Annotated in this window: 26 protein-coding genes and 1 pseudogene; 20 read left to right on the forward strand and 7 right to left on the reverse strand. The window is 60.4% G+C overall.

Annotated features, from left to right (window positions below):
* Window position 1 precedes the first annotated feature (1 nt).
* From AC07W4_RS18810 to AC07W4_RS18845, 8 genes and pseudogenes are all read left to right on the forward strand, one after another.
* Complete coding sequence (locus AC07W4_RS18810) at window positions 2-547, forward strand: PilN domain-containing protein (RefSeq protein ID WP_495033506.1); 546 nt, start codon at window positions 2-4, stop codon at window positions 545-547.
* Window positions 534-1,082: a GspMb/PilO family protein gene (locus AC07W4_RS18815; RefSeq protein ID WP_495033507.1), complete on the forward strand. Its 549-nt coding sequence runs from the start codon at window positions 534-536 to the stop codon at window positions 1,080-1,082. Before AC07W4_RS18810 ends, AC07W4_RS18815 begins: the two co-directional genes overlap by 14 nt.
* The gene (locus AC07W4_RS18820; protein WP_495033508.1) at window positions 1,082-1,600 is read left to right on the forward strand and encodes a hypothetical protein; all 519 of its coding nucleotides are present in this window, start codon (window positions 1,082-1,084) and stop codon (window positions 1,598-1,600) included. Before AC07W4_RS18815 ends, AC07W4_RS18820 begins: the two co-directional genes overlap by 1 nt.
* Window positions 1,597-3,423 carry a secretin GspD/PilQ domain-containing protein gene (locus AC07W4_RS18825; RefSeq protein ID WP_495033509.1) on the forward strand — a complete coding sequence of 609 codons (1,827 nt, stop codon included), beginning with the start codon at window positions 1,597-1,599 and terminating at the stop codon, window positions 3,421-3,423. The genes AC07W4_RS18820 and AC07W4_RS18825 overlap by 4 nt, the downstream gene beginning before the upstream one ends.
* A 2-nt stretch (window positions 3,424-3,425) precedes the next feature.
* The gene (locus AC07W4_RS18830) at window positions 3,426-3,899 is read left to right on the forward strand and encodes a type II secretion system protein (protein WP_495033510.1); all 474 of its coding nucleotides are present in this window, start codon (window positions 3,426-3,428) and stop codon (window positions 3,897-3,899) included.
* Window positions 3,900-3,903: 4 nt separating this feature from the next.
* Window positions 3,904-4,278, forward strand: coding sequence for a type II secretion system protein (locus tag AC07W4_RS18835; protein ID WP_495033511.1), 375 nt, complete (start codon window positions 3,904-3,906; stop codon window positions 4,276-4,278).
* Window positions 4,253-4,792 carry a type II secretion system protein gene (locus tag AC07W4_RS18840; protein WP_495033512.1) on the forward strand — a complete coding sequence of 180 codons (540 nt, stop codon included), beginning with the start codon at window positions 4,253-4,255 and terminating at the stop codon, window positions 4,790-4,792. The genes AC07W4_RS18835 and AC07W4_RS18840 overlap by 26 nt, the downstream gene beginning before the upstream one ends.
* A gap of 238 nt (window positions 4,793-5,030) precedes the next feature.
* Window positions 5,031-5,099: pseudogene (locus tag AC07W4_RS18845) on the forward strand (helix-turn-helix domain-containing protein); the annotation flags it as partial.
* Window positions 5,100-6,048: 949 nt separating this feature from the next.
* On the opposite strand, the gene ppnN reads toward AC07W4_RS18845, so the two are convergent.
* Complete coding sequence (ppnN, locus tag AC07W4_RS18850) at window positions 6,049-7,422, reverse strand: nucleotide 5'-monophosphate nucleosidase PpnN (RefSeq protein WP_495033513.1); 1,374 nt, start codon at window positions 7,420-7,422, stop codon at window positions 6,049-6,051.
* A gap of 234 nt (window positions 7,423-7,656) precedes the next feature.
* Between ppnN and AC07W4_RS18855 the strand changes: the two genes are divergently transcribed.
* Complete coding sequence (locus tag AC07W4_RS18855; RefSeq protein WP_495033514.1) at window positions 7,657-8,184, forward strand: DUF3087 domain-containing protein; 528 nt, start codon at window positions 7,657-7,659, stop codon at window positions 8,182-8,184.
* A gap of 83 nt (window positions 8,185-8,267) precedes the next feature.
* A complete protein-coding gene (locus AC07W4_RS18860) occupies window positions 8,268-9,812 on the forward strand; it encodes a sensor domain-containing diguanylate cyclase (RefSeq protein WP_495033515.1) in 1,545 nt (514 codons plus the stop codon).
* A gap of 10 nt (window positions 9,813-9,822) precedes the next feature.
* Here the strand turns inward: AC07W4_RS18860 and AC07W4_RS18865 are convergent, their stop codons facing one another.
* From AC07W4_RS18865 to AC07W4_RS18880, 4 genes are all read right to left on the reverse strand, one after another.
* A complete protein-coding gene (locus tag AC07W4_RS18865) occupies window positions 9,823-10,740 on the reverse strand; it encodes a LysR family transcriptional regulator (RefSeq protein ID WP_495033516.1) in 918 nt (305 codons plus the stop codon).
* Window positions 10,741-10,770: 30 nt separating this feature from the next.
* Window positions 10,771-11,133, reverse strand: a complete 363-nt coding sequence (locus AC07W4_RS18870; protein WP_495033517.1) for a DUF2784 domain-containing protein — start codon at window positions 11,131-11,133, stop codon at window positions 10,771-10,773.
* A gap of 60 nt (window positions 11,134-11,193) precedes the next feature.
* Window positions 11,194-12,069, reverse strand: a complete 876-nt coding sequence (gene dapA / locus AC07W4_RS18875) for a 4-hydroxy-tetrahydrodipicolinate synthase (protein ID WP_495033518.1) — start codon at window positions 12,067-12,069, stop codon at window positions 11,194-11,196.
* Between the two features lie 285 nt (window positions 12,070-12,354).
* Window positions 12,355-13,290, reverse strand: coding sequence for a diguanylate cyclase (locus AC07W4_RS18880; protein ID WP_495033519.1), 936 nt, complete (start codon window positions 13,288-13,290; stop codon window positions 12,355-12,357).
* Between the two features lie 167 nt (window positions 13,291-13,457).
* On the opposite strand from AC07W4_RS18880, the gene AC07W4_RS18885 reads away from it, so the two are divergent.
* The 3 genes from AC07W4_RS18885 (at window position 13,458) to AC07W4_RS18895 (ending at window position 14,679) form a co-directional block, all read left to right on the forward strand.
* Window positions 13,458-14,156, forward strand: a complete 699-nt coding sequence (locus tag AC07W4_RS18885; protein WP_495033520.1) for an AzlC family ABC transporter permease — start codon at window positions 13,458-13,460, stop codon at window positions 14,154-14,156.
* On the forward strand, window positions 14,156-14,467 hold the full coding sequence (locus tag AC07W4_RS18890; RefSeq protein ID WP_495033558.1) for an AzlD domain-containing protein: 312 nt from the start codon (window positions 14,156-14,158) through the stop codon (window positions 14,465-14,467). Before AC07W4_RS18885 ends, AC07W4_RS18890 begins: the two co-directional genes overlap by 1 nt.
* A gap of 65 nt (window positions 14,468-14,532) precedes the next feature.
* Window positions 14,533-14,679 (forward strand): hypothetical protein, encoded by a 147-nt coding sequence (locus AC07W4_RS18895; RefSeq protein ID WP_495033521.1) that lies wholly within the window; start codon window positions 14,533-14,535, stop codon window positions 14,677-14,679.
* A gap of 264 nt (window positions 14,680-14,943) precedes the next feature.
* On the opposite strand, the gene AC07W4_RS18900 is transcribed toward AC07W4_RS18895, so the two are convergent.
* Window positions 14,944-15,402 carry an REP-associated tyrosine transposase gene (locus AC07W4_RS18900; protein ID WP_081498100.1) on the reverse strand — a complete coding sequence of 153 codons (459 nt, stop codon included), beginning with the start codon at window positions 15,400-15,402 and terminating at the stop codon, window positions 14,944-14,946.
* Window positions 15,403-16,156: 754 nt separating this feature from the next.
* Between AC07W4_RS18900 and AC07W4_RS18905 the strand changes: the two genes are divergently transcribed.
* The 6 genes from AC07W4_RS18905 to AC07W4_RS18930 all read left to right on the forward strand — a co-directional run bounded on the left by AC07W4_RS18905 (window position 16,157) and on the right by AC07W4_RS18930 (window position 24,700).
* Window positions 16,157-17,614 carry a serralysin family metalloprotease gene (locus tag AC07W4_RS18905; RefSeq protein ID WP_495033522.1) on the forward strand — a complete coding sequence of 486 codons (1,458 nt, stop codon included), beginning with the start codon at window positions 16,157-16,159 and terminating at the stop codon, window positions 17,612-17,614.
* Between the two features lie 74 nt (window positions 17,615-17,688).
* Window positions 17,689-18,072: an AprI/Inh family metalloprotease inhibitor gene (locus AC07W4_RS18910; protein WP_495033523.1), complete on the forward strand. Its 384-nt coding sequence runs from the start codon at window positions 17,689-17,691 to the stop codon at window positions 18,070-18,072.
* 92 nt (window positions 18,073-18,164) lie between these two features.
* Window positions 18,165-19,931 (forward strand): type I secretion system permease/ATPase, encoded by a 1,767-nt coding sequence (locus tag AC07W4_RS18915; protein ID WP_495033524.1) that lies wholly within the window; start codon window positions 18,165-18,167, stop codon window positions 19,929-19,931.
* Window positions 19,928-21,262, forward strand: coding sequence for an HlyD family type I secretion periplasmic adaptor subunit (locus AC07W4_RS18920; protein ID WP_495033525.1), 1,335 nt, complete (start codon window positions 19,928-19,930; stop codon window positions 21,260-21,262). The genes AC07W4_RS18915 and AC07W4_RS18920 overlap by 4 nt, the downstream gene beginning before the upstream one ends.
* 2 nt (window positions 21,263-21,264) lie before the next feature.
* Window positions 21,265-22,632: a TolC family outer membrane protein gene (locus AC07W4_RS18925; RefSeq protein ID WP_008053765.1), complete on the forward strand. Its 1,368-nt coding sequence runs from the start codon at window positions 21,265-21,267 to the stop codon at window positions 22,630-22,632.
* Between the two features lie 214 nt (window positions 22,633-22,846).
* Complete coding sequence (locus tag AC07W4_RS18930) at window positions 22,847-24,700, forward strand: polyurethane esterase (protein ID WP_495033526.1); 1,854 nt, start codon at window positions 22,847-22,849, stop codon at window positions 24,698-24,700.
* A gap of 122 nt (window positions 24,701-24,822) precedes the next feature.
* On the opposite strand, the gene AC07W4_RS18935 is transcribed toward AC07W4_RS18930, so the two are convergent.
* Window positions 24,823-25,503: an SOS response-associated peptidase family protein gene (locus AC07W4_RS18935; RefSeq protein WP_495033527.1), complete on the reverse strand. Its 681-nt coding sequence runs from the start codon at window positions 25,501-25,503 to the stop codon at window positions 24,823-24,825.
* Between the two features lie 197 nt (window positions 25,504-25,700).
* Here AC07W4_RS18935 and AC07W4_RS18940 point away from each other — a divergent pair, with 197 nt between their 5' ends.
* On the forward strand, window positions 25,701-26,600 hold the full coding sequence (locus AC07W4_RS18940; protein WP_495033528.1) for a polysaccharide deacetylase family protein: 900 nt from the start codon (window positions 25,701-25,703) through the stop codon (window positions 26,598-26,600).
* Window positions 26,601-26,605: the final 5 nt, after the last annotated feature.

The following is a 26,605-nucleotide window of genomic DNA, read 5'->3' on the forward strand; positions in this document are numbered from 1 at the left end:
CATGCGCCCCCTGATGCTCGACTTTCAGCCGCGCCGCCGTGCAGGCCCTCTGGGCTGGAGCCTGCTGGCCGGTGGCGTGGTGCTGACACTGACTTGCGCTCTGGTGCAACAGCACTTGAGCAACGAGGCCGAACAACAGCAAGGCCACCTGCAAACCACGCAGCGGGTGCTCACCGGCGATACCGGCAGCAAGCTCAGCCTGACCCCGGCGCAAATCCGCGAGCAGGCGCAGAACCTGGCGGAAATGCGCAAGGTCTCCCAGCAGTTGCGCCGCCCTTGGGAGCGCCTGTTCGCCACCCTCGAAGCCATGCCGCGGGACAACATTGCCCTGCTGACCCTGACCCCGGACGCTCGCAAGGGCCAGCTGCGGATCAGCGCCGAGGCGTTGGACCTGGAAGCCATGCTCGATTTCCACCGTCGCCTCGAAGCCAGCGACGAGCTGTCCGACGTGTCGCTGCTGAGCCACGAAATTGTCGCCAACGTGCCGGAGCATCCGGTGCAATTCAACCTGTCGGCTACCTGGGAGATCGGCGATGCAAATCCATAAATTGATTGTCCACGAATACCTGCAAGGCCTGGGCGTTCCGGGGCTGGCAGGGACGGCCATGCTGGTGCTGGCGCTGGGCTATGGCCTGGTCGGGTTGCTGCCGGACTGGGAATCGCTGCAAAGCCTCAGCCAGCAGACTCGCGAAGCCACCGAGTATCTGGCCAAGGTCGAAGACGGCAGCGTGGCCGCGCCGGTGGTGCCGCAGCGCCAGCTCGACGATTTTCGCAGCAAGTTGCCATCCCAGCCCCAGGCCACCGTAGCCATCGACAAGATCTACGCCCTGGCCGCCCAGGAAGGCATCACCTTGTCCCGGGGTGAATACTCCCTGGGCGTGGACCCCAAGACGCACCTGGCCCGTTATCAGATTCTGCTGCCGGTACGTGGCAGCTATCCGCAACTGCGGCGTTTCCTGCACGCCTTGCTCGGCCAGTTGCCAGCGGTGGTGCTGGAGGATGTGGAGCTTCAGCGCAAGACTATCGCCGATACTGAGCTGACCGGGCGGATCCGCATGACCCTTTACCTGTCGAGGTCATGATGAATACCAAACGCGTGGTGGGTTGGGTGGCGTTCCTGGGTGTCGCGGCAGCGCTCGCCTGGCTCCCCGAATACTTCCAGCAGACTGACGATAGCGACCTTGCGGTGACCACCCTGGCAACGTCAGCCAAGGGCAAGACCCCTGGCGCATCGATGGCTGCATCGAGCACCGCTGCGCTGGCGCCGATCAAGGACCTGAGCCCGGCAGGCGACCTGTTCGCCGCCCGCAGCTGGATAGCGGCGCCGGCCCCCGGCACCGTCACTGAACAACCGGTAGTCGTTACGCCGGTGGTGCAAGTCCCCACTGCACCACCGTTGCCCTTCCAGTTCGTCGGCAGGTTGCATGACCGTTCCGATCTGCAGGTGTTTTTGCAGGACGGCGAAAAAATATACGTCGTGCGCAAAGGGGATGTCATCGACGAAACCTGGCGGATCGAGCGGATTTCCGACAAGGAACTGAGCCTGGTCTACCTGCCTCTGCGTTTGGCGCAGACCTTGTCTGTGGGGAGTACGGAATGAACAAATCCCGTTTGCTGATGAGCCTTATTCTGTGCGCAGGGCTGGCCGCATGCAGTTCGGCGCAGGTCGCCAGGGATGAAGCTTCGGCCCTGATCGAATCGGGCCAGTACGAAGCCGGTCTGGCGCGCATCGAAGAGGGATTGCGGGAAAACCCTCGCGATACCGAATTGCACATGGCTCTCAACAGCGGACGGGCCCTCGCCGTGACGTCGTTGCTCTCCCAGGCCGACATGGACCGGGCCCAGCGTAATTTCGCCGGGGCCCGCATGACTTACAGCCGGGTCTTGAACATCGAACCGAACAACCGTCGTGCCCAGGATGCCCTGCGCCAGCTCGACTACCTGCGCAGCATGGATGAGAAGCTCGAACTGGCCCGTGGCGACCTGCGTCGCGGTGACATCTACGGTGCCGACCGCCAGGTCAAACAGATTCTCGAACTGGACCCGAAGAACGAAGGCGCCCTGGAACTGCAAGACAGCATCCGCCTGGTGCAGAGCCGCAACGTGGTGCAGTACCCGCAACTGCGTACGCGCCTTGACCGGCCGGTAACCCTGGAATTTCGCGATGCCAACCTCAAGACCATTTTCGAAGTGCTGTCCCAGGTCGCCGGCCTGAACTTCATCTTCGACAAGGACCTGCGCCCGGACATGAAAGCCACGATCTTCGTACGTGACGTGCGTATCGAAGACGCCGTGGAACTGCTGCTGCAACAGAACCAGCTGCATCAGAAAGTGGTGAATGAAAACACCGTGCTGATCTACCCGGACTCGCCGCAGAAGATCAAGGATTACCAGGAGCTGGTGATGCGCACCTTCTACCTGACCAGCATCGATGCCAACACGGCGCTGAACATGATCAAGACCATGCTCAAGACCCGCGACGTGTTTGTCGATGAGCGTCTCAACACCCTGACCATGCGCGATACCGGTGACGCGGTGCGCATGGCGGAAAAACTCCTGCAATCGCAGGATCAGTCCAACCCGGAAGTGGTGCTGGAAGTGGAAGTGATGGAAGTCGCCCGCCAACGCATTCTCGACCTTGGCCTGCAATGGCCCAACACCTTCGGCGTGGTCAATAGCGACGGGTCGGCGGTGACCCTTCTCGATCAGCTCAAGGGCATCAACTCCGGCCGCATCACGATCTCGCCATCGCCCCAGGCCAAGATCAATGCCCAGGACAAGGACATCAATACCCTGGCCAGCCCCGTGATTCGGGTCAGCAACCGCGAACAGGCGCGCATCCACATCGGTCAGCGCGTGCCGATCATCAGCGCCACCTCGGTACCTTCGACCCAGGGCCCGGTGATCACCGAAAGCGTGACCTACCTCGACGTCGGTCTGAAGCTCGAAGTGCAGCCCATCGTGCACCTGAACAACGAAGTGGCGATCAAGATCGCGCTGGAAGTCAGTAACGCCACGCCGCTGACGCCGACCGCTCAGGGCACCATTCCGGTCCAGGTCGATACCCGCAACGCCCAGACCACCTTGCGTCTGCATGACGGCGAAACCCAGATCCTCGCTGGGCTCGTGCGCGACGACCACGGCGCCACCGGCAACAAGATTCCCGGCCTTGGCGACATTCCCGGCCTGGGTCGCCTGTTCGGCAGCAACAGGGACGACGTCATCAAATCCGAACTGGTGCTGTCGATCACCCCGCGGATCGTGCGCAACCTGCCGTACCAGAGCCCGTCGGACATGGAATTCCAGACCGGTACCGAAACCAGCATGCACATCCAGGCACCGGACCGTTCGATGAACACGGCGGTTCAGACCAACCCCTTGAGCGCCCCGATCGCCACCACCGTTACCGTTGGGAAGCCTTGATCATGAACGTCTCGCAACGCGGTTTTACCCTGGTCGAAGTCGTGGTGACGCTCGCCCTGGTCGGCCTCCTGGCCGGCATGGCCGCGCCGCTGACCGAGACCGTGGTACGCCGCGGCAAAGAGCAGGACCTGCGGACCGCGCTGTACGAGATCCGCGATGCCATCGACGCATACAAACAAGCCTTCGACGCGGGCTACATCGAGAAGTCGCTCGACAGCAGCGGCTACCCGCCGAACCTGCAAGTGCTGGTGGAGGGGGTGCGTGACGTGCGCAGCCCCAAGGGCGCCAAGTTCTACTTCCTGCGGCGCATCCCCCGTGACCCGCTGGCAGCCGTCAAGCGTGACGACGACGGCGGCTGGGGCCTGCGTTCCTATGACAGTTCGGCTGAGAACCCGCGCGAGGGCCAGGACGTCTTTGACGTTTACTCCAAGGCCCGGGGCAAGGGTCTCAACGGTATCGCCTACCGAGAGTGGTGAGCCTATGCGTCGGCACAAGGGTTTTACCCTGATTGAACTGATGGTGGTCATGGCGATCATCGCGACCCTGATGACGATCGCCTTGCCACGCTACTTCAGCAGTCTGGAGTCTTCCAGGGAGACCACCTTGCACCAGAGCCTGTCGTCCATGCGCGAGGCACTGGATCACTATTACGGGGACACCGGGCGTTATCCCGATTCCATCGAACAGTTGGTCGAACTGCGCTACTTGCGCAACCAGCCGCTGGACCCGATTTCCGAGCGCAAGGATACCTGGATCATAGTCGCGCCACCGGATGGCGTGGCGGGTGGGGTGGCCGATATCAAGAGTGGGGCCAGCGGGAGGGCGCGAGATGGCAGCCTGTATTCCGAGTGGTAAACCTTCGAGCCAGGACGGCTTTACCTACCTGGGTGTGCTGTTTCTGATCGTCGTGATAGGCATGGGCCTGGCCAGTGCCGGCGAGTTGTGGGCCACCGCTTCGCGTCGCGATCGCGAACACCAGTTGCTCTGGGTCGGTACGCAATATGCCCAGGCGTTGCGCAGCTATTACCACAGTTCGCCCGGTATGGCCCAGTACCCGAAAGAACTCAAGGACCTGTTGCAGGACGAGCGTTTCCCGACGGCCAGGCACCATCTGCGGCAGTTGTACCCGGAGCCGATGACAGGTGGCGAGTGGGAGCTGATGCGCAATTTCGACGGGCGGATCAGCGGTGTGTACTGCCCGTCCGAGCAGAAGCCGCTCAAGCAAGATAACTTTCCCAGCCAGTGGGCGGACTTCAAGGGCATGGCCAGCTACAAGGACTGGCAGTTCGTGGCCGAGAAAGTTGTCCTCGATGGCACCGAAGGACTGCCGAAAGAACAGTCCACCGGGCCCCAGGCATTGCAGCCTTGAACCTTGCTCGTGGAGGCGGCCTGATAGCCGGCCTGTCTTTTGTTGACTGTGTACATATCCGTTTTTTTGGTAACGGCGGCTTATGGTTTCGCCCTTACGGCGAGTCACTTTTTTTACAAGCGCCTAAAAAAAGTAACCAAAAAAACGCTGGTATGACTCACCCACATAGGTAACAAAACAGTTCAAGCACATAGGTAACAGTCTTTAACTGGCACTGGTCGATTCCGAGGATCTGACCATGCCGTGGCGAGAGCTGAAACCTATGGATCTGAAAGTGATGTTCATTGCCGATTATCTGTCTGGCCGACCAATTTCTTTCGAATGTACCCAGCTCAACTGTGGGAGCGGGCTTGCCCGCGAAGGCGACCTGCCAGCCGATCGAAATCTTGCAGATGCACTCGATCCCTGTGGGAGCGGGCTTGCTCGCGAAGGCGGCCTGCCAACCAGCATCAATGCCAGATGTGCCGGCCTCTTCGCGGGCAAGCCCGCTCCCACAGGTTTGGTGTCGTTCGAATAATTGGTGTTCGCTGTAAATACTGTGGGAGCAAGCCTGCCCGCGAAGGCGGCCTGCCAGCCGACCAATTTCTTTCGAATGTACCCAGCCCAACTGTGGGAACGGGCTTGCCCGCGAAGGCGACCTGCCGGCCGACCGAAATCTTGCAGATGCACTCGATCCCTGTGGGAGCGGGCTTGCTCGCGAAGGCGGCCTGCCAGCCAGCATCAATGCCAGATGTGCCGGCCTCTTCGCGGGCAAGCCCGCTCCCACAGGTTTGGTGTCGTTCGAATAATTGGTGTTCGCCGTAAATACTGTGGGAGCGAGCTTGCTCGCGATGGCGGCCGGCCAGTCGACATGTACCTCACAGACGAACGAACCTAACAACCAGGCCGGCCGGTAGGCCGCCTCGGGTTAGCCGCCCCCAGCCATGGATGGCCGATGGCGGCGGGCTCTGTAGGAGCGAGCTTGCTCGCGAAAAACCTGAGAGCACCGCAGGGTGTCAGGTTCCCCGCATCATCGTTGACCTCCATCGCGAGCAAGCTCGCTCCTACAAAGTGACCCGCCGTAAGGGCGGAACCGCAGGTGGCCGTTACCGCAGCAACGGATATGTACACTCACAAAACACTTGTCGCCTGACACAAAGCCATCGTCGGAACGCCGCCCGGACCAAGCCCGCTCCCACAGGGATCTTCAGTGGCCACAAGTCCCGCGTAAAGCCGGGAACCCAATGTGTGGGCGCCGCGATAGCCATGGCTCAGTCTTACGCCACCACCCGATAACACGGCACATACGCCGCGCCGCCCGGCAGTTTCATGCGGTGCTGGGCGACGAAGGCTTTGAGCAGCAGGTCCAGCGGTTGCATGATCGCCGCGTCGCCACGGATCTGGTAGGGCCCGTGTTCTTCGATCAGGCGGATGCCCTTGTCCTTGACATTGCCGGCGACGATGCCGGAGAACGCGCGGCGCAGGTTGGCCGCCAGTTCGTGGGTGGGCAGGTCGAGGCTCAGTTTCAGGTTGGCCATGTTTTCGTGGGTCGGGTCGAACGGGCGCTGGAAGCCTTCGTCGATTTTCAGCAGCCAGTTGAAGTGGAACGCATCGTTGCGCTCGCGGCGGAACTGCTTGACCGCCTTGAGGCCCTGGGTCATCTGCCGCGCCACTTCGGCCGGGTCATCAATGATGATCTGATAGAGCTGCTTGGCGGCATCGCCCAGGGTCGCGCCGACGAACGCGTCCAGTTGTTCCAGGTACGGCGCGGCATGTTTCGGCCCGGTGAGGATGACCGGGAAGGGCAGGCCTTCATTGCCCGGGTGCATCAGGATGCCCAGCAGGTACAGGAACTCTTCGGCCGTACCGGCACCGCCGGGGAAGATGATGATGCCGTGGCCGACGCGGACGAAGGCTTCCAGACGTTTTTCGATGTCCGGCAGGATCACCAGTTCGTTGACGATCGGGTTCGGCGCTTCGGCGGCGATGATCCCGGGCTCGGTCAGGCCCAGGTAGCGGCCGCCGTGGATGCGTTGCTTGGCGTGGGCGATGGTCGCGCCTTTCATCGGGCCTTTCATCACGCCGGGGCCGCAACCGGTGCAGATGTCCAGGCTGCGCAGGCCCAGTTCGTGGCCGACTTTCTTGGTGTATTTGTATTCTTCGGTGTTGATCGAATGCCCGCCCCAGCACACCACGATCTTCGGCTCGACCCCGGGACGCAGGGTGCGGGCGTTGCGTAGCAGGTGGAACACGTAGTCGCTGATGCCCTGGGAGTTGCTCAGGTCGATGCGTTGGCTGTCGAGTTCGTTTTCGGTGTAGACGATGTCACGCAGGGCGCTGAACAGCATTTCCCGGGTGCTGGCGATCATTTCGCCGTCGACGAAGGCGTCGGCCGGGGCGTTCAGCAGTTCCAGGCGTACGCCGCGGTCCTGCTGGTGAATGCGGATTTCAAAATCCTTGTAGGCTTCAAGGATGGTCTTGGCGTTGTCGACATGGGCGCCGGTGTTGAGGATGGCCAGGGCGCACTGGCGGAAGAGGGTGTAGGTGCTGCCGGAACCGGCTTCGCTCAATTGCTGGACTTCCCGTTGCGAGAGCGTTTCCAGGCTGCCTTTGGGACTGACGGAGGCGTTGATAACTTGGCGTTGGGTCATTCAATGATCCTTAAAACGATGTCATTCACACAGCAACTACGAATGGCATCCGAATAATGTGTATTCATGAAAGAAGATGGCACGAACTGCGCAGTCTCGCCATGTCCCCCACTTGACGATGAAAAGATGAAAAGGAGCCCCAGCATAGCTAAATCCTTCGCGCAGGCGATAATGGCCCGCAGTCTTTTTGTCTCAGACCCCTTTTTACCATTGAAGCTCAGGAAACCCGACGCAATGTTCGAAATCCAGCCGATGAACGCCGACACCTACCGGCAACAGACACGGCGCAGCACGGTCATCATTGCCCTGATCTTTCTGGCGCTGGCGATGGTGTTGTCCACGGCAGCGGTGGCCCTGTTCGGCACGCCGGGGGGCGACAATCTGCGCTTCAACATCGGTGGCGTGTTCGTTGCGGTGCTGGCGATGGCGGCGCTGATGCGCAAAGTGTTCTGGCGCCAGGAATGGATGGCGCCGGCGGTCTACAGCTGGCAGCTCAAGCGCAGCCTGATGAGCATCACCAATGTCATGCATCATGTAACGGCGGCCGTGGAAACGGGCGATCCGGTTGCGATGAAGCTGTTGCGTTTCTACCATTTGGGGCTGAACCAGATGCATCAGCTAGACGGCAACTCCAGCGACCACGGCCAGTTGATCCGCGAAATGGACCGGCACAGGGAACGGATGCAGGCGCAGGGCATCGAAACCGAACAGACGCGGCTGGATCCGGCGTGGCTGGAGGCGGTAAAGCAAGCCAGGGGCTAACATCATTGCGAGCCTGGTTCAGGCATAGTGAGTAAAAGCGGCGATCAGGAAAGTTCGCCCGTCATAGACCCTCAGGGAGCACCATGGGACAACCGTCGATCCACGATCATATTGAAATGCTCCGGCCTGCCGTGCCCCGGCTCAAGGTCCGCTCGGCGGTAATTCTGCTGGTGGCGGTGTGCCTGTCGATGGTGGTTATCGTGATCTGGGAAGCCTGGAGCTCGCGCCAGTACCACCTGCATGACAAGGAAGTGGCGATGTCCAACCTTGCGCAGACCCTGGCATCGCAAGCGCAGGCCTCGATCAAGCAGGCCGACACGCTGCTGTTCACCCTGGTCGATCGTCTGGAGCACGACGGCGTGGATAAATCCCGGCTGCCGCTCTTGCTCAACGCCCAGCGCAGTGAGTTGAGCCAGCTCCATGGTGTATTTGTTTTCGACGAAAAAGGGCAGTGGGTCGCCAACTCCAATGGCGCCGGCCAGACCGGCGTCAACAATTCCGACCGCGAATACTTCATCTTCCATCGCGATAACCCCAGCCGTGGGCCGCACATCGGGCCGTCGATCAAGAGCCGTTCGAGCGGTGAATGGGTCATGACGGTTTCGCGCCGGGTCAATCATCCCGACGGCAGCTTTGCCGGGGTGGCGCTGGCGACGATTTACCTCAGCCATTTCCTGCAGCTCTACGACAGCATCGACATGGGCAGTAACGGTGTGATCAACCTGATCGCCGACAATGCCAGCGTTGTCATTCGCCGACCCTTCAAGGAGGCGGACATCGGCACCAGCCTCGCCAAGAGCCCGTTGTTCACCCAGTTGTTGCCCAAAGGCGACGCGGGTACGGCCACGATCAGGTCGATCATCGACGGTGTCGAGCGGGTGATAGGGTATCGCCGGGTCGAGGGTTATCCGCTGATCGTTTTTACCGCGTTGAACAAGGATGAAGTGCTCGGCAGCTGGCGCAAGGAGACACTGCTGAGCACCGGCATCGTCACGCTGTTGCTGGGTTTTCTCGGGGTGCTGGGGTTTCGGCTTATCAAGCTGATGAAGCAGCAGAACCTGGTGCAGGTCGAATTGCTGGACACCCAGGACAAGCTCCTGGAGGTCAATCGCAACCTCGAAGGCCTGGCCCTCAAGGATGCGCTGACGGGGCTGGCCAATCGGCGTCAGCTCGACGCTTTCATCGATGCCGAGATGGGACGTGCCCGGCGCAGCCAGTGCGAGTTGGCGCTGCTGATGATTGATGTCGATCATTTCAAACCGTTCAACGACCGCTACGGCCACCTGGCCGGTGATGAGTGTCTGCGCAAGGTCAGTGCGATCATCACCGACAACATCAAGCGCCCCGGTGACCTGGCCGCCCGCTATGGTGGCGAAGAGTTTGCCGTGGTGCTGCCGGGCACCGACTATGTGGGGGCATTTCTGGTGGCGGAGAAAATCCGCCGCGCGGTACTGCAAGCCGACATTGCCCACAGTGACAGCCCGGAAGGCACCGTGACTGTCAGCGTTGGTGTGTGTGCCACCAATGCCGCTTCCCAGGTCCGCCCCGACGACCTGATTGGCGCGGCAGACAAGGCGCTGTACGTGGCCAAGGCCAGCGGGCGGAACATGAGCGTGATTGCCAACTGAGGGGCCGGTGTCAGTCAAACCGGTCCGTTCCCAGGACCAGTCGGGTGGCCAGGTACGGTTTCTTCAGCTGCTCCAGCCACCAGCCCAGGGCGCGACCGTCATGGTCGCCACGCCAGCCGGCGTAAAGGATGTTCGGCTCGCGCGGGTCGGCCATCGGCTTTTCAACCAGCGTGCCGTTTTTCAGCAGTGAGCCAACCCGGTAGCGCGGCAACCAGCCCACTCCCAGCGCATTGCACTGGGCGAGGATTTTTGCGCGCATGGTCGGCACGGCCAGCACTGGTTGTCCGCCGGTGACGCCGTAGGTGCTGCCCTCGGTGACTCGGGACGAATCGGCCACCACAATCGCCCGGTGCTGCGCGACCATGGCCCGGGTAATCGGGCCTTTGGCCTTGGCCAGCGGATGTTTGGGCGACACCGCAAACACCCATTCCATTTCCCCCAGTTGCATCCAGCGCAGGTTGGCAATGGCCGGCGGTTCATTGGTGGCGCCGATGACCAGGTCCGCGCGGCCTTCGCGCAGGGCTTCCCAGACCCCTTTGAGCACTTCCTGGGTGATGCGCAGCGGCACGCCGGATTGGAGCGCATCGAATTCGTGGATCACCGGGATCAGGGTTTCGAACTCCAGCAGTTCGTCGGTCACGATCCACAAGCGGCTCTCCCAGCCGTTGGCGACTTGCTGGACCCGTTGGGTCAGGCGCGAGACGTCCTGCATCAACCGCGCTGCTTCGTTGACCAGCAACTCGCCCGCCGGGGTCAGTTGCAAACGGTAGCGGCGGCGGTCGAACAGCAACGCATCGAAGCGCTCCTCCATCTGCCGCGCCGCATAGGACACGGTCGACGGCGCCTTGCCCAGATGCGCCGCCGCCCGCGACAGGCTGCCGGTTTCGCGGATCGCTTCGAGCAGCGCCAGGTCTTCGGTCGACAGCATGTGTTCAATCCTTAGCGGGTGATTGACGGTTCAGGCGGCCCATCGCTTGATCAATCGAAGATAGACCAACAGATTGATCAACAACACCAGGCTGCCCAATCCCAGTTGAATGGTCGGTGTCAGGCCCGCCGGGTAAATCACCGGCCAAATGTAATGTTCGATGAATCCACCGCCATACCCGGTCTGCCCCGCTTCATGGCGCATGCGGTTTTCCCAGTCGGTCAGCGGGCAGGGCAAGTGGAACAATTCCACCGCCATCCCCCACAGCGCAGCGGGCGGATGCCACCAGATCAGGTGGCGCCATTTGAGCACCAGCAACCCGCCGAACAACACGAACACAATGAACAGCAAGTGAAACAGCATCAGCCCGTCGGCGGCGATTCGGTACAGCATGTCGGTGCCCCTGAAGGCTGAACGAATCGCTCCATGGTACTCGGGCCGGTGGCGGGCGCTCTAATCATTGTCGCGGCCCAATGCGCTGAGCACGCCTTTCAAACGCTCGGTCATCGAGTCACTGCTGCGCTGCATCGGTGCACGCAGTTCGTCACCGATCAAGCCTTGCAGGGCCAGCGCGGTTTTCACCGGGGCCGGGTTGGGCTCCAGGAACAGGCTGTTGATCAGCGCCAGCAACCGGAAAAACGTGGCGCGGCCTTCAACCAACCGGTTGTCGCGGATCTGCCGGTGCAACTGCACGAACAGTTCGGGATGGACATGCGCCGACGCGGCAATCGCGCCTTTGGCGCCCAGGCACAAGGCATTGAAGATCTGGTTGTCTTCGCCGCACAGCACGTCGACAAGGCCGCTGTTGAGCAAGGCGAGGGTGTTCGAAAAATTACCGCCGCAATCCTTGATGGCGACGATCCGCTCGTGGGTGACGATGTTGAGCAGGGTCGCCTGTTCGAAGGTCACGCCGGTACGGTAGGGGATGTCGTAGAGAATCAGCGGCACGCTGGAGGCATCGGCGACCGTGCGGAAAAACACTTCCAGGCCGGCCTGGGAAGGGCGGATGTAATACGGCGCCGGCACCAGCAGACCCGCCACCGGGCGCTTGAGGATCTCGCTCTGGAACTGCAACAACTCGGTCAGGTTGTTACCGGCCAGGCCCATGACCACTCGATGCGCCGGCACCAACTCAAGCACGGCATCGAGCACCGCCAGTTGCTCATGTTTGCCCATCGCCGCCGGCTCGCCCGTGGTGCCGCAAACGATGAGGCCGTCGACACCTTTTTCCAGCAGATGCCTGACCAGCCGGCGCAGGCCGACGAAATCGATGGCGCCGTTGTGAAAGGGTGTGACCAGTGGAACCCAGATACCTTGAAACGCTGACATGCACTTTCTCCTGATGGTTGACCGATTTCGTCACCGTCAGGGGCATGCAAGGAGAGTAAGCAAAGGGAGGGTGGTCCGTCGCGCTCAATGTCCTGTCAGCTCATCTGACGGGACAGCGCGCCCCGGTCACATGAGCGACTGTTTCTTCGATTTGAGGGCGTGCGCAACGCAACCTTGCGCCTTGGCAATCAAGCCAATGACGGAAAAGTCGAGATTGAAGGTTGCGGACATGCTTGCTTACACCCTGAGTGAGGCGCCCAGTTTTAAAAGCCGGAGCGCCGTTTGTCAATCACGAAAATCAGCGAACTCGGCGCGCATCCGGCCATTGTGCTTGGCCTGGTAGAGCAGATGATCGACCTGTTCGACGAATTCCAGGGCCGTGGCATGCATCGATGCCAGGGTGGTGCCGACGCCGAGGCTGATGCTCAGCAGCTTCGACACGTTGGAGAATTCATGGGGGATCTGCTGCTGGCGAATCAGGTGCAGGCATTTGTGCGCCACCAGCCGCGCGGACTCGGCATCGGTTTCCGGCAGCAGCCAGATAAACTCTTCACCGCCGATCCTGGCAATGAAATCCCGTGGCCGGTTGGCCGCCAGGGACAAGGTTTGCGCGACACGGCGCAGGCACTCGTCGCCCTTGATGTGGCCGTAATGGTCGTTGTACTGCTTGAAGTAGTCGATATCCAGAACGATCACCGACAACGGCAAGGCGGTGCGCTGGGCATTGTTCCACTCCCGTTCCAGCACGGTGTCGAACATGCGCCGGTTGGCGATGCCGGTCAGGCCATCTTGGAAGGAATACGCTTCAAGCTGCTTTTGCAAGCGGATCAGGTGCTCTTCGGTTTTCTTGCGCTCGCTGATATCGAACATGAAACCCACCAGCGCCTCGACTTCGCCGTCCTTGCGCACCACATGCACCACATCGCGGATCCACACATACTCGCCGCTTTCGGTGAGTGCGCGATAGTCGGCCTCGTGATCGATACCGGCACGCGATTGCGAGACGCAGAAGTCCATCACGTAGTCGCGGTCATCCGGGTGCATGCGCTCGACCCAGTCGTTGACCGATGCCCAACTGTCCTGTTTCCAGCCCAGCAGTTCTTCGATCTGTGGCCCGATGTAGCTGAACGTCATGGTTTTCCAGTCGATGCGCCAGGGAATCGCCCGGGTCGACTCAAGCAGGGTTTTATAAACGGCGCTGTCGGTTTCCACTGAACTCATGAAGGGCCTGCCTCGATGAAAATGCAGCGCCATCATGTTGTTAGCACTTTGGCGAATCAAGCCGGCAGCCGATGAATGGCACGCTGCATATCAGTGAGCAAGATTGTTCAAGCCTTGGGCCGCGACTGCTGGCAAAGTCTGGGGTCTTTCCCTGCCTGTAGAACGTTATGTCCAATTCAATCATTGCGCGCAGGGCCTTTTTGCGCGGCGCAGCGGCGATCATGCCGTTGTCCCTGGCCACCGCGCCCTGGGGCTTGCTGGCCGGTTCCATGGCCATCGAAGCCAACCTCACGCCTCTGCAAGGCCAGGGCCTGTCGAGCATTGTGTTTGCCGGCGCCGCGCAACTGGTGGCCATCGGCATGCTCAAGGGCGGTGCCGGGATTTTTTCGATCCTGCTGACCACGCTGCTGCTGACCTCCCAGCATTTGCTCTACGGGATGAGCATGCGCTCGGTGATTTCGCCCTTGCCGGGGCGCTGGCGCGCGGGGCTGGGGTTCTTGCTCACCGATGAGCTGTTTGCCCTGACCAGCCAGCACGACAAACAGCAATTCAACCGCTGGTATGCCCTGGGCGTGGGCCTGACGTTCTACATCGCCTGGAACCTGTTCACCCTGGCGGGCATTGTGCTCGGCAGCAGCATTCCCGGCCTTGAACACCTGGGCCTGGATTTCTCCATCGCGGCGACCTTCATTGCCCTGATCACCCCGGTGGTGCGCAACGTGCCGACCGTGGTGTGCGTGGCGGTGTCGTTGTTCTGCTCGGTGTTGTTCAGCTACTGGCAATGGGGCTCGGCGCTGGTGCTGTCGGGGCTGGCGGGCATGACCGCCGGGTTTGTCTGCAATAAATTCTACGGTGGCCGCACATGATGGTCTGGGCAGTGATTATCGGAATGGGCGTGTTGGTGTTCCTCAACCGCTATGTTTTTCTGGAACCGCGACTGCCGCTACGCTTGAGCAGCAATGCCCGGCAGTTTCTGGGGTTTGCCGTACCGGGCATGTTGACCGCCATCTGCGGGCCGATTGTGTTCATGCCGGAAAAACAGCTGAATCTGCACTGGGACAATCCCTACCTGATCAGCTCGCTGGCGGCGGTCGCTCTGGTGCTCTACACGCGCAATACATTGCTCAGCATGCTGTTGAGCATGGGCTTCTTCTTTTTGTTGCGCTGGTGGCTCTGAGCGGGGCAGGGGAACTGATCTAAGCTTAAAGTTGATGACCGATCCCTTCAGGAAGAGAGGTGAACATGACCAATGAACCCAAGCAACCGGACCTGGAAGAAGACGAGGACGAACCCACGGAAGAAGAGATTGAGCAGCAGAAGCGTTCGGTGCCGGACTGGAAGCATCCGGACGATGGTAAAGAACTATCAGAGCCTGACCGCAAGTTCTGATCAGCCAATACGACAAGGCCCCGCCTTCAAGCGTATGTAGTCTTCTGTAGCAGTTGCCGAAGGCGACGTTCGGCTGCGAAGCAGTCGCAGACCGGCGTCGCAATGCACCCGATTGAAAACCCGCACGAACGGATGACGACCGCTGCGCGGTCGAACGCAGGCTTCGCCAGCTGCTACAGACCCAGGTCGTCTGTAGTCCTCTGTAGCAGTTGCCGAAGGCGACGTTCGGCTGCGAAGCAGTCGCAGACCTGTCAACTCAGTACATCAGAGCCAACACGCATCCCACAGTGGATAATCATGGACTCGGTCAACCAGTCCCGCCCGAATTGGATTGGCAATCACATATCGAGCGAGATTTTTTACATCTTCCTCTCGACGAACCGCTCGATCATGGTAACCCTTCTGCCACAAGCGCCCTTGCCGTTCCAGCGCTTGATTGACGGCCAGGCTACTGCGGGATTTGATTCGGCACATCAGCTCGGCCAATGTTTTATCCCGCAGTTGCACCAGACAATGCATATGATCTGGCATCACGACCCAGGCCAGAAAATCAACCCAACCTTCCTCTTGCGTATGGCTCAACTCCTGGACAACCAGTCTACCCATTCGCCAATCGGTAAAAACCGACTGCCGTTGATGAACCACCGTGGTTAGCAGATAAATGCGTCCTGGCTCTGAAAAGCGACCAATGCGCAGATGACCGGCATTCGAACTGACAGGCATTCCATTGCCCCTTATCTGCTGAAAGATGCGTGGAATCTACCGCGTTGCAACCCAGTTTGGTTGACGCCAATCGCAACTGGATATGACTGCGCACAACCGGCTTTTCGTAGCAGCTGGCGAAGCCTGCGTTCGGCCGCACAGCGGTCGTCATCCAGTCATCCGGATAGCTCGTCAGATGCATTGCAACACCGGTTTGCGACTGCTTCGCCGCCGGACGCCGCCTTCGGCAGCTGCTACAGGGCCCGCGCACAACCGGCTTTTCGTAGCAGCTGGCGAAGCCTGCGTTCGGCCGCGCAGCGGTCGTCATCCGGTCATCCGGATTGCTCGTCAGATGCATTGCAGCGCCGGTTTGCGACGGCTTCGGCAGCTGCTACAGGAGACCGGGCGCAACTCGTTTTGTAACCTGCGCTTAACTCACCGAGTATTTAATTTTGTTGACTTAAGCGCATTAAGTAAACGCGAAAAGTCAGACTACTTTCACACAAAAAACTTACCTTTATTTAATAATCAAATTGTCGATTGTCGGACAATTTCTCTCGTGCATTAACTTTCAAAATAATACTTTCAGAGCACGCCTATTGTTTCCGGGCACTTGCTGGAATCTGATATTTTGACGTCAAAAAAATAGTGGACATTTGATTTCAAATTGTGTCAGTTTTCTTTCGCCTTCAATGGGCGAGTGATAGGACGATCTCGCCAGGGATCGTCGCTATCTGACAAAAACTGTTCCATAGCTAAACAAGGAAGTGTGTTTATGTCGAAAGTAAAAGATCACGCTATTGATTCCGCCGAACAGGCGTTTCAGCCAGTCAATGCATTGGCAGCCAGTAGTTCTGCATTCAATCAAATCAATAGTTTCAGCCATCAGTATGATCGGGGCGGCAACCTCATGGTCAATGGCAAACCCTCGTTTTCCGTCGACCAGGCAGCTACCCAGTTGCTGCGCGACGGCGCTGCTTACCAGGACAAGGACGGCAGCGGCAAAATCGAACTGACCTATACCTTCCTGACTTCGGCATCGTCGAGCACGATGAACAAGCACGGGATTACCGGGTTCAGTCAGTTCAGCGCGCAGCAGAAGGGCCAGGCGGTGCTTGCCATGCAATCCTGGGCCGATGTGGCCAATGTCACCTTCACCGAAAAGACTAGCGGCGGCGACGGTCACATGACCTTCGGAAACTACAGCGGCGGCCAGGATGGTGCGGCGGCGTTTGCCTACCTGCCGGGCACCGGGGCCGGATATGACGGGGCTTCCTGGTACCTGATCAACAGCAGCTACACACCCAACAAAACCCCGGACCTGAACAACTATGGCCGGCAAACCCTGACCCACGAAATCGGCCACTCCCTGGGGCTTGCCCATCCTGGCGACTACAACGCCGGCGAAGGCGCTCCGACCTACAATGACGCTTCCTACGGGCAAGATACCCGCGGCTACAGCGTCATGAGCTACTGGAGTGAAAGCAACACCAGCCAGAATTTCAGCAAGGGCGGGGTCGAAGCCTATTCGTCCGGCCCGCTGATGGACGACATTGCGGCCATTCAGAAGCTCTACGGTGGCAACACGACCACCCGCACGGGCGACACCACCTACGGATTCAACTCCAACGCGGGACGTGATTTCCTGAGCGCGTCCTCGTCAGCGGATAAAGTGGTGTTTTCCGTGTGGGATGCCGGCGGCAAGGACACCCTGGACTTCTCCGGATTCACCCAGAACCAGAAGATCAATCTCAATGAGGCCTCGTTCTCCGACGTTGGTGGCCTGGTGGGCAACGTCTCCATCGCCAAGGGTGTCACCGTCGAGAACGCCATTGGCGGTGCCGGCAATGACCTGTTGATCGGTAACAGCGTGTCCAACGAGCTGAAGGGCGGTGCCGGCAACGACATCCTCTACGGTGCCGGTGGTGCGGACAAATTGTGGGGCGGCGCCGGTTCCGACACCTTCGTGTTTGCGGCCAGCAGCGACTCCAGACCCGGTGCTGTCGATCAAATCCTCGACTTCGTCAGCGGTCTGGACAAGATCGACCTGACGGGCATCACCAATGGCGCTGGCCTGCATTTCGTCAGCGCTTTCACCGGCACGGCTGGCGATGCGGTGTTGAACACGTCGGGGGGCAACAGCCTGTTGTCGATCGACTTCTCCGGGCATGGCGTGGCTGACTTCCTGGTCAGCACCGTAGGCCAGGCGGCGTACTCGGACATCGTGGCCTGATTCAAGGCGTAAGGAGGGCGGCGCCGATGCGCCGTCCTTTGTCCCTTGAGCCGCGACCAAGAGTAACGCGCCCTATGATTCGCAATGCTTTTACCTGCAAGACAACCGCGTGGCTGATAGCGACGCTCATGATGTTTTTTGGAGATGTAGCCATGGCTCGCAGCCTGAAATTGGCGGACCCGTCGGAACTCGCGGGAAAGTGGCAGGTGACACTGCAGGACAAACCGCTGGATGTTTGCACCATCGAACTCAACGCCAGCCAGACCGTGGAAGGTGCCGAATGCCTGAGCGCCTGGTTGAGCGAGCAACCGACCGGTTGGTTCACGGAGCCGGACGGAATCGCGCTTACCGGTAAGGAGGGCGCAAAGATCGTGTTCTTCAGTCGGCAAGGAGAAGGGTTGTATCGAGGCACTTCGAAGTCCGGACTGATCATTATCCTAAAGCGCAAAGTTCAATAGCCGGAACACGTTGCCGGTGTCGGAAAGTTGCAATTAACGTGCAAGTAACGACCTCGCCAGGCAGGCGAGGGATAACACTTCAGGAAGAGCCCATGAAGATGGCGAAGAACCCGGCCACCGCACCGTTAATCAAGACGCTGGGTGACTACAAGAGCACTCTGCTCAGCGTTGGTTGTTTCACTGCGCTGATCAACATTCTGATGTTGGCGCCCTCTATCTACATGCTGCAGGTCTATGACCGGGTTTTGTCTTCGCAAAATGAAACGACACTGGTCATGTTGTCGTTGATGATTGTCGGCTTCTTTGCCTTTATCGGTTTGCTGGAGGCGGTTCGCAGTTTCATCGTTATCCGTATTGGCAGCCAGTTGGAGCGTCGCTTCAATCTTCGGGTCTATCAGGCGGCGTTCGAGCGCAATCTGTTCCAGGGCGAAGGCAACGCCGGACAATCGCTGGGCGACCTGACGCATATTCGCCAGTTTGTCACCGGCCCCGCGCTGTTCGCATTCTTCGATGCGCCGTGGTTTCCGGTTTACCTGTTCGTGATTTATTTGTTCAATGTCTGGCTCGGTGTGTTTGCCACCGCAGGCGCGGTCCTGTTGATCGGACTTGCGTGTCTCAACGAGGCGATGACCAAAAAACCATTGGGCGAGGCCTCGCTGCTCTCCCAGAAATCCAGCCAACTGGCCACCAGTCACCTGCACAACGCCGAAACCATTCAGGCCATGGGCATGCTGGGGGCGTTGCGCAATCGGTGGTTCCAGGTGCATTCGCGTTACCTCGGCCTGCAGAACCAGGCCAGCGACACTGGCGCCGTTATCAGCTCCTTGAGCAAAACCCTGCGCCTGTGCCTGCAATCGCTGGTGTTGGGCCTTGGCGCGCTGCTGGTGATCAAGGGCGACATGACCGCCGGAATGATGATCGCCGGCTCGATCCTGATGGGCCGCGTGTTGAGCCCCATCGACCAGTTGATTGCCGTGTGGAAACAGTGGAGCGGCGCCAAACTCGCTTATGGCCGTCTGAATGCTTTGCTGCAAGCCTTCCCGCCGGGTGACGACGCCATGGCGCTGCCAGCGCCGAAGGGCCAGATCACTTTTGAGCAGGTCAGCGCCGGACCGCCGGGCCAACGCGCTGCAACCTTGCACCTGGTCAGTTTCAGCCTGGCCGCCGGGGAGGTGATGGGCGTGCTCGGTGCCTCGGGTTCCGGTAAATCCACACTGGCGCGGGTACTGGTGGGCGTCTGGCCGACCCTGGGCGGTACGGTGCGGCTCGACGGTGCGGATATCCATCGCTGGAACCGCGACGACCTCGGGCCTTACATCGGTTATCTGCCGCAGGACATCGAGTTGTTCAGCGGCAGCATCGCGCAAAACATCGCGCGTTTTCGTGAAGCCGATCCACAAAAAGTCGTGGCCGCCGCACAGCAGGCCGGCGTGCATGAGCTGATCCTGCGCCTGCCACAGGGCTACGACACCGTGCTCGGTGAGGATGGCAGCGGTCTGTCCGGCGGGCAGAAACAGCGCGTGGCCCTGGCCCGCGCACTGTACGGCCAACCGAGCCTGGTGGTGCTGGATGAGCCCAATTCCAACCTCGATACCGTGGGCGAAGCGGCGCTGGCCAGCGCGATTGCACAAATGAAAGCCCGGGGAACCAGCGTGATTCTGGTGACCCATCGCTCCTGCGCGCTGGCCCAGGCTGACAAGTTGCTGGTGCTCAATGACGGGCGCCTGCAGGCGTTCGGTGCGAGTCAGGAGGTGCTCAAGGCGCTCTCGGGTGCCCAGCAGGAAAAGGCAGCGCTACCGTCGGGCGGGCTCAGCATGAGCCGGCAGTATCAGCCTGCGACAAGGAGTTCGGGCGTATGAGCAACATCAATGAAGCCAGCATGGAACAGGTCGACATCGCCGAGCGCCCCGAGCGCGACGCCCGCTATTTCGTCCGCCTGGGCTGGGTGCTCGCCCTGGTCGGCGCCGGCAGCTTCTTCATCTGGGCCAGCCTGGCACCGCTCGATCAGGGCATTCCGGTACAAGGCACGGTGGTGGTTTCGGGCAAGCGCAAAGCCGTGCAATCGATGAGCAGCGGCGTGATCAGCCAGATTCTGGTACGCGAGGGGCAGTCGGTGAAACAGGGGCAGCCGTTGTTCCGGCTCGACCAGACCCAGGTGGCCGCGGACGTGCAATCACTGCAAGCGCAGTACCGCATGGCCTGGGCCAGTCTGGCGCGTTGGCAAAGCGAGCGGGACAACCTGAAACAGGTGAATTTTCCCGCCGGGTTGAGCAACGACCCCGACCCGCGCCTGGCATTGGTGCTCGAAGGCCAGCGCCAGTTGTTCAGCAGCCGTCGCGATGCCTTCGCCCGCGAGCAGTCGGCCTTGCGTGCCAGTATCGAAGGCGCCGCTGCGCAACTGGCGGGTATGCGCCGTGCCCGCACCGACCTGAACGCTCAGGCCGACTCCCTGCAACAACAACTGAGCAATCTGACGCCTTTGGCGGAAAACGGCTACATCCCGCGTAACCGTTTGATGGAGTACCAGCGGCAGCTGTCGCAAGTGCAGCAATTGTTGGCAGAAAACCTCGGTGAAAGCGGTCGGGTAGAGCAGGGCATTATCGAATCGCGCCTGAAGCTGCAACAGCACATCGAGGAGTACCAGAAGGAAGTCCGCACGCAACTGGCCGATGCGCAGCTCAAAAGCGTGACCCTGGAGGAGCAACTGACCTCCGCCGGGTTCGACTTGCAGCACAGCGAAATCATCGCCACGGCTGATGGCATTGCCGTGAATCTGGGGGTTCACACCGTAGGCGCGGTGGTGCGCCAGGGCGACAATCTGCTGGAGATCGTGCCTCAGGACACGCGCCTGGAAGTGGAGGGACGCCTGCCGGTCAACCTGATCGACAAGGTCGGGGCGCATTTGCCGGTGGACATCCTGTTCACCGCGTTCAACCAGAGCCGCACCCCGCGGGTACCGGGCGAAGTCAGCCTGATCTCCGCCGACCAGATGGTCGACGAGAAAACCGGCGCACCGTACTACGTGCTGCGCAGCAGCGTCGGCGATCAGGCCATGGAAAAACTCAATGGCCTGGTGATCAAGCCCGGCATGCCGGCGGAAATGTTCGTGCGCACCGGTGAACGCTCACTCCTCAACTATTTGTTCAAACCGCTGCTCGACCGGGCAGGCTCCGCGTTGACCGAGGAATAAGGATGTTCGGTTGTATGAATAAGCTTTCCAGGCTCGGGGCGGCGTTGATGCTGCTCGTGGGCAACCCGGCGGTAGCGGCCATGGGACCGTTCGATGTCTACGAACAAGCGTTGCGCAATGACCCGGTGTTCCTCGGCGCCATCAAGGAGCGCGATGCCGGCCTTGAGAACCGCGCCATCGGCCGCGCCGGGCTGCTGCCGAAACTGGGTTACAACTACAACAAGGGCCGCAACAGCTCCAAGGTCACCTACCTCAACGAGCGAGGGCAAAACCAGAGCGATGACCGCAATTACAGCAGTTACGGTTCCAGCCTGACCCTGCAACAGCCGCTGCTCGACTACGAGGCCTACGCGGCTTATCGCAAAGGTGTGGCGCAGGCGCTGTTCGCCGATGAAAGCTTTCGTGGCAAAAGTCAGCAATTGCTGGTGCGGGTGCTGGAAAACTACACCAAGGCGCTGTTCGCCCAGGACCAGATCGACATTGCCCTGGCCAAGAAAAAAGCCTACGAGCAGCAGTTCCAGCAAAACGAGCAGATGTTCCGTCAGGGCGAAGGCACGCGCACCGACATTCTTGAAGCCGAATCGCGCTACGAACTGGCCACCGCCGAGGAAATCGAGGCGCGTAACGAACAGGATGCGTCCCTGCGCGAACTCGGGGCGCTGATCGGCGTGCCAACTGTCGACATCGTCGATCTCGCGCCGCTGGATCAGCACTTCCAGAGTTTCACCCTGCAACCGGCCAACTACGACACCTGGCACGAATTGGCGGTGGCCAACAACCCGAACCTGGCCTCCCAGCGTCAGGCTCTGGAAGTGGCACGTCATGAGGTCGAACGCAACCGTGCCGGGCACTTGCCCAGGGTCAGTGCCTACGCCACGGTGCGCCAGAACGAGTCGGAGAGCGGCAACACCTACAACCAGCGCTATGACACCAACACCATCGGCATCGAAATCAACGTGCCGTTGTATGCCGGCGGCGGTGTCTCGGCATCGACCCGTCAGGCCAGTCGCGCGATGGAGCAGGCCGAGTACGAACTGGACGGCAAGACCCGGGAAACCCTGATCCAATTGCGTCGGCAATTCAGCGCCTGCCTGTCCGGCGTGAGCAAATTGCACGCCTATCAGAAAGCCCTGATCTCCGCCGAAGCACTGGTGGTATCGACCAGGCAAAGCATTCTGGGTGGCGAACGGGTCAATCTCGATGCGCTGAATGCCGAACAACAGCTCTATACCACGCGCCGCGACCTGGCCCAGGCCCGCTACGACTACCTGATGGCCTGGACGAAATTGCACTACTACGCCGGAACCCTGAATGAGCAGGATCTGGCCAGGGTTGATGAGGCATTCGGACAAGGCCCGAGGCCCCACTAACCCCACCTTTTTCGTAGCAGCTGGCGAAGCCGGCGTTCGGCTGCGCAGCAGTCGTGAATTCAGGCACTGCGGTCCATCAAGTAGATCGCATGCACAGGTTTTACGACTGCTACGCAGCCGAACGCAGGCTTCGCCAGCTGCTACGGCACCCGGGATCGGGAGCCCGGGCTGTGAGTGATCTCTGACAATTCCAACAACGAGAGAGGCAATACCCATGGGTGTGTACGACTACAAGAACCTCGGCGCAACGGATGCCAAAGCGCTGTTTTCCGACGCGATGGCAATCACGCTGTATTCCTATCACAACCTCGATAACGGCTTTGCGACCGGTTATCAGCACAACGGATTCGGCCTTGGCCTGCCGGCGACGCTGGTGACGGCGTTGATCGGCGGCACCGATTCCCAAGGCGTGATCCCCGGCATTCCGTGGAATCCCGATTCGGAAAAAGCCGCACTCGAGGCCGTGCAGAAAGCCGGTTGGACTCCTGTCACCGCTGCGCAGTTGGGCTATGACGGCAAAGTCGACGCCCGGGGAACCTTCTTCGGCGAAAAGGCCGGCTACACCAGTGCTCAGGTGGAGATTCTCGGCAAATACGACGCCCAGGGGCACCTCACGGAAATCGGCGTCGCCTTTCGCGGTACCAGCGGTCCACGGGAAAACCAGATCAGCGACTCCATCGGCGACGTGATCAATGACCTGCTGGCGGCGCTGGGCCCGAAGGATTACGCGAAAAACTACGTGGGTGAAGCATTCGGCACGTTGCTGGCGGACGTTGCCGCATTTGCGCGGGCCAACGGTCTGTCCGGCCAGGATGTGCTGGTCAGTGGCCACAGCCTCGGCGGCCTGGCGGTCAACAGCCTGGCGGATTTGAGCCGCGATAAATGGGGCGGTTTTTTCCAGGATTCAAACTACATCGCCTACGCCTCACCGACTCAAAGCAGCAGCGACAAAGTACTGAACGTCGGCTATGAAAACGACCCGGTATTCCGCGCCCTCGACGGCTCGGCGTTCAACCTGTCATCGGTCGGCGTGCACGACGCCGATCAAAACTCGGCCACCAACAACATCGTCAGCTTCAATGACCACTACGCATCGACCGCCTGGAATCTGTTGCCGTTTTCCATCCTTAACATTCCGACCTGGATTTCGCATTTGCCCACCGCTTATGGCGACGGTATGAACCGGGTGATCGAGTCAAAGTTCTACGACCTCACCAGCAAGGACTCGACCATCATCGTGGCCAACCTCTCGGACCCGGCACGGGCCAATACCTGGGTGCAGGATCTCAATCGCAACGCTGAGACCCACAAGGGCAGCACGTTCATCATCGGCAGTGACGGCAATGACCTGATCCGGGGCGGCAAGGGCAACGACTATCTGGAAGGTCGCGACGGCAACGACACCTTCCGGGATGCCGGTGGCTACAACATCCTGTTGGGCGGCAAGGGTTACAACGTGCTCGACTTGCAGCAGTCAGTGAAGAATTTCGATTTTGCCAACGATGGCGCCGGCAACCTGTACATTCGCGATGCCAATGGCGGTATCAGCGTGACCCGCGACATTGGCAGCATCGTGAGCAAGGAACCGGGCTTCCTGTGGGGGATGTTCAAGGATGACGTGACCCACAGCGTCACAGCCAACGGGCTTACGGTGGGCAATCAGTTGACTGACTACGCGTCATCGGTGAAGGGCGGAGCGGGGAATGACACCTTGAAGGCGCAGGCAACCGGCGACTGGTTGTTCGGCCTCGACGGCAATGATCATTTGATCGGCGGCAAAGGCAACGACGTGTTCGTCGGTGGGACAGGCAACGACCTGTTGGAATCGGGTGGCGGGATCGATACTTTCCTGTTCAGCGGCGCGTTTGGCCACGACCGGGTACTCGGCTATCAGGCGAACGACAAACTGGTGTTTCTCGGGGTGCAGGGCGTGATGCCGAACGACGACTTCCGGGACCACGCCACGGCAGCGGGACAGGATACCGTGCTGACGTTTGGCAATGATTCGGTGACGCTGGTGGGAGTGGGGCTGGACAGTTTGTGGGGAGCGGGGATTGTGATTGCCTAAGGGTAATGAGGCGCCGGTAAGGGCCTCTTCGCAAGCAGGCTCCCTCGCCACGGATATAGTGTTCGTTCTCAAGTGAACAGCATTACGCCTTTTAAGCGGGGGCTTTGTCGTTACTGACAGGTTTATGGAACTTTATTGATTAGCGCAGCGCCCTGGTTCCTGACATTGCCAACGGCCTTGTCGACCTTGTACCACTCAAATACGTCACTGACCTCGCCCTGGGATAACGCCATTTCCTCGGCTCGTTCCTTGGGCGTGTCCGGGTCCAGCCATTCCCGCGCCAGCTTGGGCGAGAACACCACCGGTCGTCGGTCATGCACGTCAAGCATCCCACCTGCGCTGTCGGCGGTAAGGATCACGAAGCCGTCGTGCTCCCGGTGAGGGGCTCCGCCGATGGGGTACTGGCCGATGGCCGCGCAGAAAACCGGGGCGTGATCCCGTCGACGGATCAGCCAGGGTTGCTTCGTCGAGTCGCCGCTATCGACCCATTCGAACCAGTTATCAATCGGGCAGATTGCGCGATGGGGCCAGATTGTCCGGAAGTACGGGCCGTGGGCGACTTTCTCGACCCGGGCATTGACCGGCTCCGTGCGATCCGTCGCCCAGTGCGGACGCCAACCCCAGCGCACCGCGTCGGCGTGCAGGCGCCCATTCTCCAGATGCAGCAGAGCGAGTTGCGTGGTGGGCGCGGCGTTGTAGTGTGCCAGGGGTTCGTTGCCAACGTGGTTGATCAGCGCGTCGGGGATGCTCAGCACCGCCACGAAGTCGTGAATCCCGCGGTATTGCGACAGTCGTCCGCACATGGCTTGACACTCTGGTTGAGCATTTTTTTCAGTTTAGTTGGTGGCAACGAAACGGGCTTGGCAAGCACTGGAACCAAACTCTGTGTACCTTATCCAACCTCGGCCCGCCGTTTCGATGCGGGCCGATGACGGATGAACGGGCGAAGGATCCTTGCCAGTTGAAGTATTGACCGTGATGGTCTGGCCCAAGGCAAAAGATGAAACAGTTGTTCAAATGTTTAATGGTGTGCGCCCTGGCAGTGGGTCTGCCGGGCTGTATCGCCGCACCGATTGAAATGACCCCGCAGACCGAGCAGCGTTTGCAGGCGCAACCCCCCATCCGCTTTCTGCTGACGTTCGATGACGGTCCCAGTGCCTCGAACTGGTGGAATCCGACCGTCACGGTACTGGAGAGCCTGGCGCAAAACCCGCTGCAACCGGACATCAAGGCCGTGTTCTTTGTGCAAACCCGCGCTCCGCGAGCCGGCGGCAGCGAATTGGGCCGGGACATCATGCGTCGTGAACATGCCGAAGGTCATATCCTGGGCTTTCACACGGCGACACCCTGGCACACCAATCATCGCTCCCTTGACCCGCCAGCGTTGGAGCAGGCCCTCACCGATGGCAGCGCCGACATCGCCGCGATTGCCGGCGCCCCGCCAACACTGTTGCGCCCGCCATTCTGGAACTACGACAAACGCACCTTCGCCGCTTATCAGCAGCATGGCCTGCACGTGCTGCTCACCGACTTGAGCGCCAATGACGGCAAGATCTGGGGCTTCAACGCCAGTCCCCGGCGCCGCTCGCACATGCTGCGCTCGATGTCCGAAGTTCGCGAACGCATTGCCCGTGGCGAATTGCCGGTGGTCGATGGCGTGATTCCGGTGGTGGTGACGTTCCACGATCTCAATCGCTACACCGCCCGGCATACCCGTGAGTACCTGCAGATTCTGCTCGACAGCGCCCGGCAGACCGGGGTGAAAACCGCCGACAAGCCGTTTTACGACGATCAGTCGGCGCTGCGGCGGGCGGCCATGTCGCGAACCGTGCGCGACGATTCGCAGCCGGTCGAGTTGCCGGGGTTCTGGAACTGGATCTGGGGCGCAAACACCCATTAGAAAAC

This window comes from Pseudomonas sp. GW821-FHT02A08, assembly GCF_059422045.1.

Bases quoted from the DNA above. Each gene is read 5' to 3' on its own strand.
- AC07W4_RS18810 (WP_495033506.1), top strand. From the start codon at position 2: ATGCGCCCCCTGATGCTCGACTTTCAGCCGCGCCGCCGTGCAGGCCCT.
- AC07W4_RS18815 (WP_495033507.1), top strand. From the start codon at position 534: ATGCAAATCCATAAATTGATTGTCCACGAATACCTGCAAGGCCTGGGC.
- AC07W4_RS18820 (WP_495033508.1), top strand. From the start codon at position 1,082: ATGAATACCAAACGCGTGGTGGGTTGGGTGGCGTTCCTGGGTGTCGCG.
- AC07W4_RS18825 (WP_495033509.1), top strand. From the start codon at position 1,597: ATGAACAAATCCCGTTTGCTGATGAGCCTTATTCTGTGCGCAGGGCTG.
- AC07W4_RS18830 (WP_495033510.1), top strand. From the start codon at position 3,426: ATGAACGTCTCGCAACGCGGTTTTACCCTGGTCGAAGTCGTGGTGACG.
- AC07W4_RS18835 (WP_495033511.1), top strand. From the start codon at position 3,904: ATGCGTCGGCACAAGGGTTTTACCCTGATTGAACTGATGGTGGTCATG.
- AC07W4_RS18840 (WP_495033512.1), top strand. From the start codon at position 4,253: ATGGCAGCCTGTATTCCGAGTGGTAAACCTTCGAGCCAGGACGGCTTT.
- ppnN (WP_495033513.1), bottom strand. From the start codon at position 7,422: ATGACCCAACGCCAAGTTATCAACGCCTCCGTCAGTCCCAAAGGCAGC.
- AC07W4_RS18855 (WP_495033514.1), top strand. From the start codon at position 7,657: ATGTTCGAAATCCAGCCGATGAACGCCGACACCTACCGGCAACAGACA.
- AC07W4_RS18860 (WP_495033515.1), top strand. From the start codon at position 8,268: ATGGGACAACCGTCGATCCACGATCATATTGAAATGCTCCGGCCTGCC.
- AC07W4_RS18865 (WP_495033516.1), bottom strand. From the start codon at position 10,740: ATGCTGTCGACCGAAGACCTGGCGCTGCTCGAAGCGATCCGCGAAACC.
- AC07W4_RS18870 (WP_495033517.1), bottom strand. From the start codon at position 11,133: ATGCTGTACCGAATCGCCGCCGACGGGCTGATGCTGTTTCACTTGCTG.
- dapA (WP_495033518.1), bottom strand. From the start codon at position 12,069: ATGTCAGCGTTTCAAGGTATCTGGGTTCCACTGGTCACACCCTTTCAC.
- AC07W4_RS18880 (WP_495033519.1), bottom strand. From the start codon at position 13,290: ATGAGTTCAGTGGAAACCGACAGCGCCGTTTATAAAACCCTGCTTGAG.
- AC07W4_RS18885 (WP_495033520.1), top strand. From the start codon at position 13,458: ATGTCCAATTCAATCATTGCGCGCAGGGCCTTTTTGCGCGGCGCAGCG.
- AC07W4_RS18890 (WP_495033558.1), top strand. From the start codon at position 14,156: ATGGTCTGGGCAGTGATTATCGGAATGGGCGTGTTGGTGTTCCTCAAC.
- AC07W4_RS18895 (WP_495033521.1), top strand. From the start codon at position 14,533: ATGACCAATGAACCCAAGCAACCGGACCTGGAAGAAGACGAGGACGAA.
- AC07W4_RS18900 (WP_081498100.1), bottom strand. From the start codon at position 15,402: ATGCCTGTCAGTTCGAATGCCGGTCATCTGCGCATTGGTCGCTTTTCA.
- AC07W4_RS18905 (WP_495033522.1), top strand. From the start codon at position 16,157: ATGTCGAAAGTAAAAGATCACGCTATTGATTCCGCCGAACAGGCGTTT.
- AC07W4_RS18910 (WP_495033523.1), top strand. From the start codon at position 17,689: ATGATTCGCAATGCTTTTACCTGCAAGACAACCGCGTGGCTGATAGCG.
- AC07W4_RS18915 (WP_495033524.1), top strand. From the start codon at position 18,165: ATGAAGATGGCGAAGAACCCGGCCACCGCACCGTTAATCAAGACGCTG.
- AC07W4_RS18920 (WP_495033525.1), top strand. From the start codon at position 19,928: ATGAGCAACATCAATGAAGCCAGCATGGAACAGGTCGACATCGCCGAG.
- AC07W4_RS18925 (WP_008053765.1), top strand. From the start codon at position 21,265: ATGTTCGGTTGTATGAATAAGCTTTCCAGGCTCGGGGCGGCGTTGATG.
- AC07W4_RS18930 (WP_495033526.1), top strand. From the start codon at position 22,847: ATGGGTGTGTACGACTACAAGAACCTCGGCGCAACGGATGCCAAAGCG.
- AC07W4_RS18935 (WP_495033527.1), bottom strand. From the start codon at position 25,503: ATGTGCGGACGACTGTCGCAATACCGCGGGATTCACGACTTCGTGGCG.
- AC07W4_RS18940 (WP_495033528.1), top strand. From the start codon at position 25,701: ATGAAACAGTTGTTCAAATGTTTAATGGTGTGCGCCCTGGCAGTGGGT.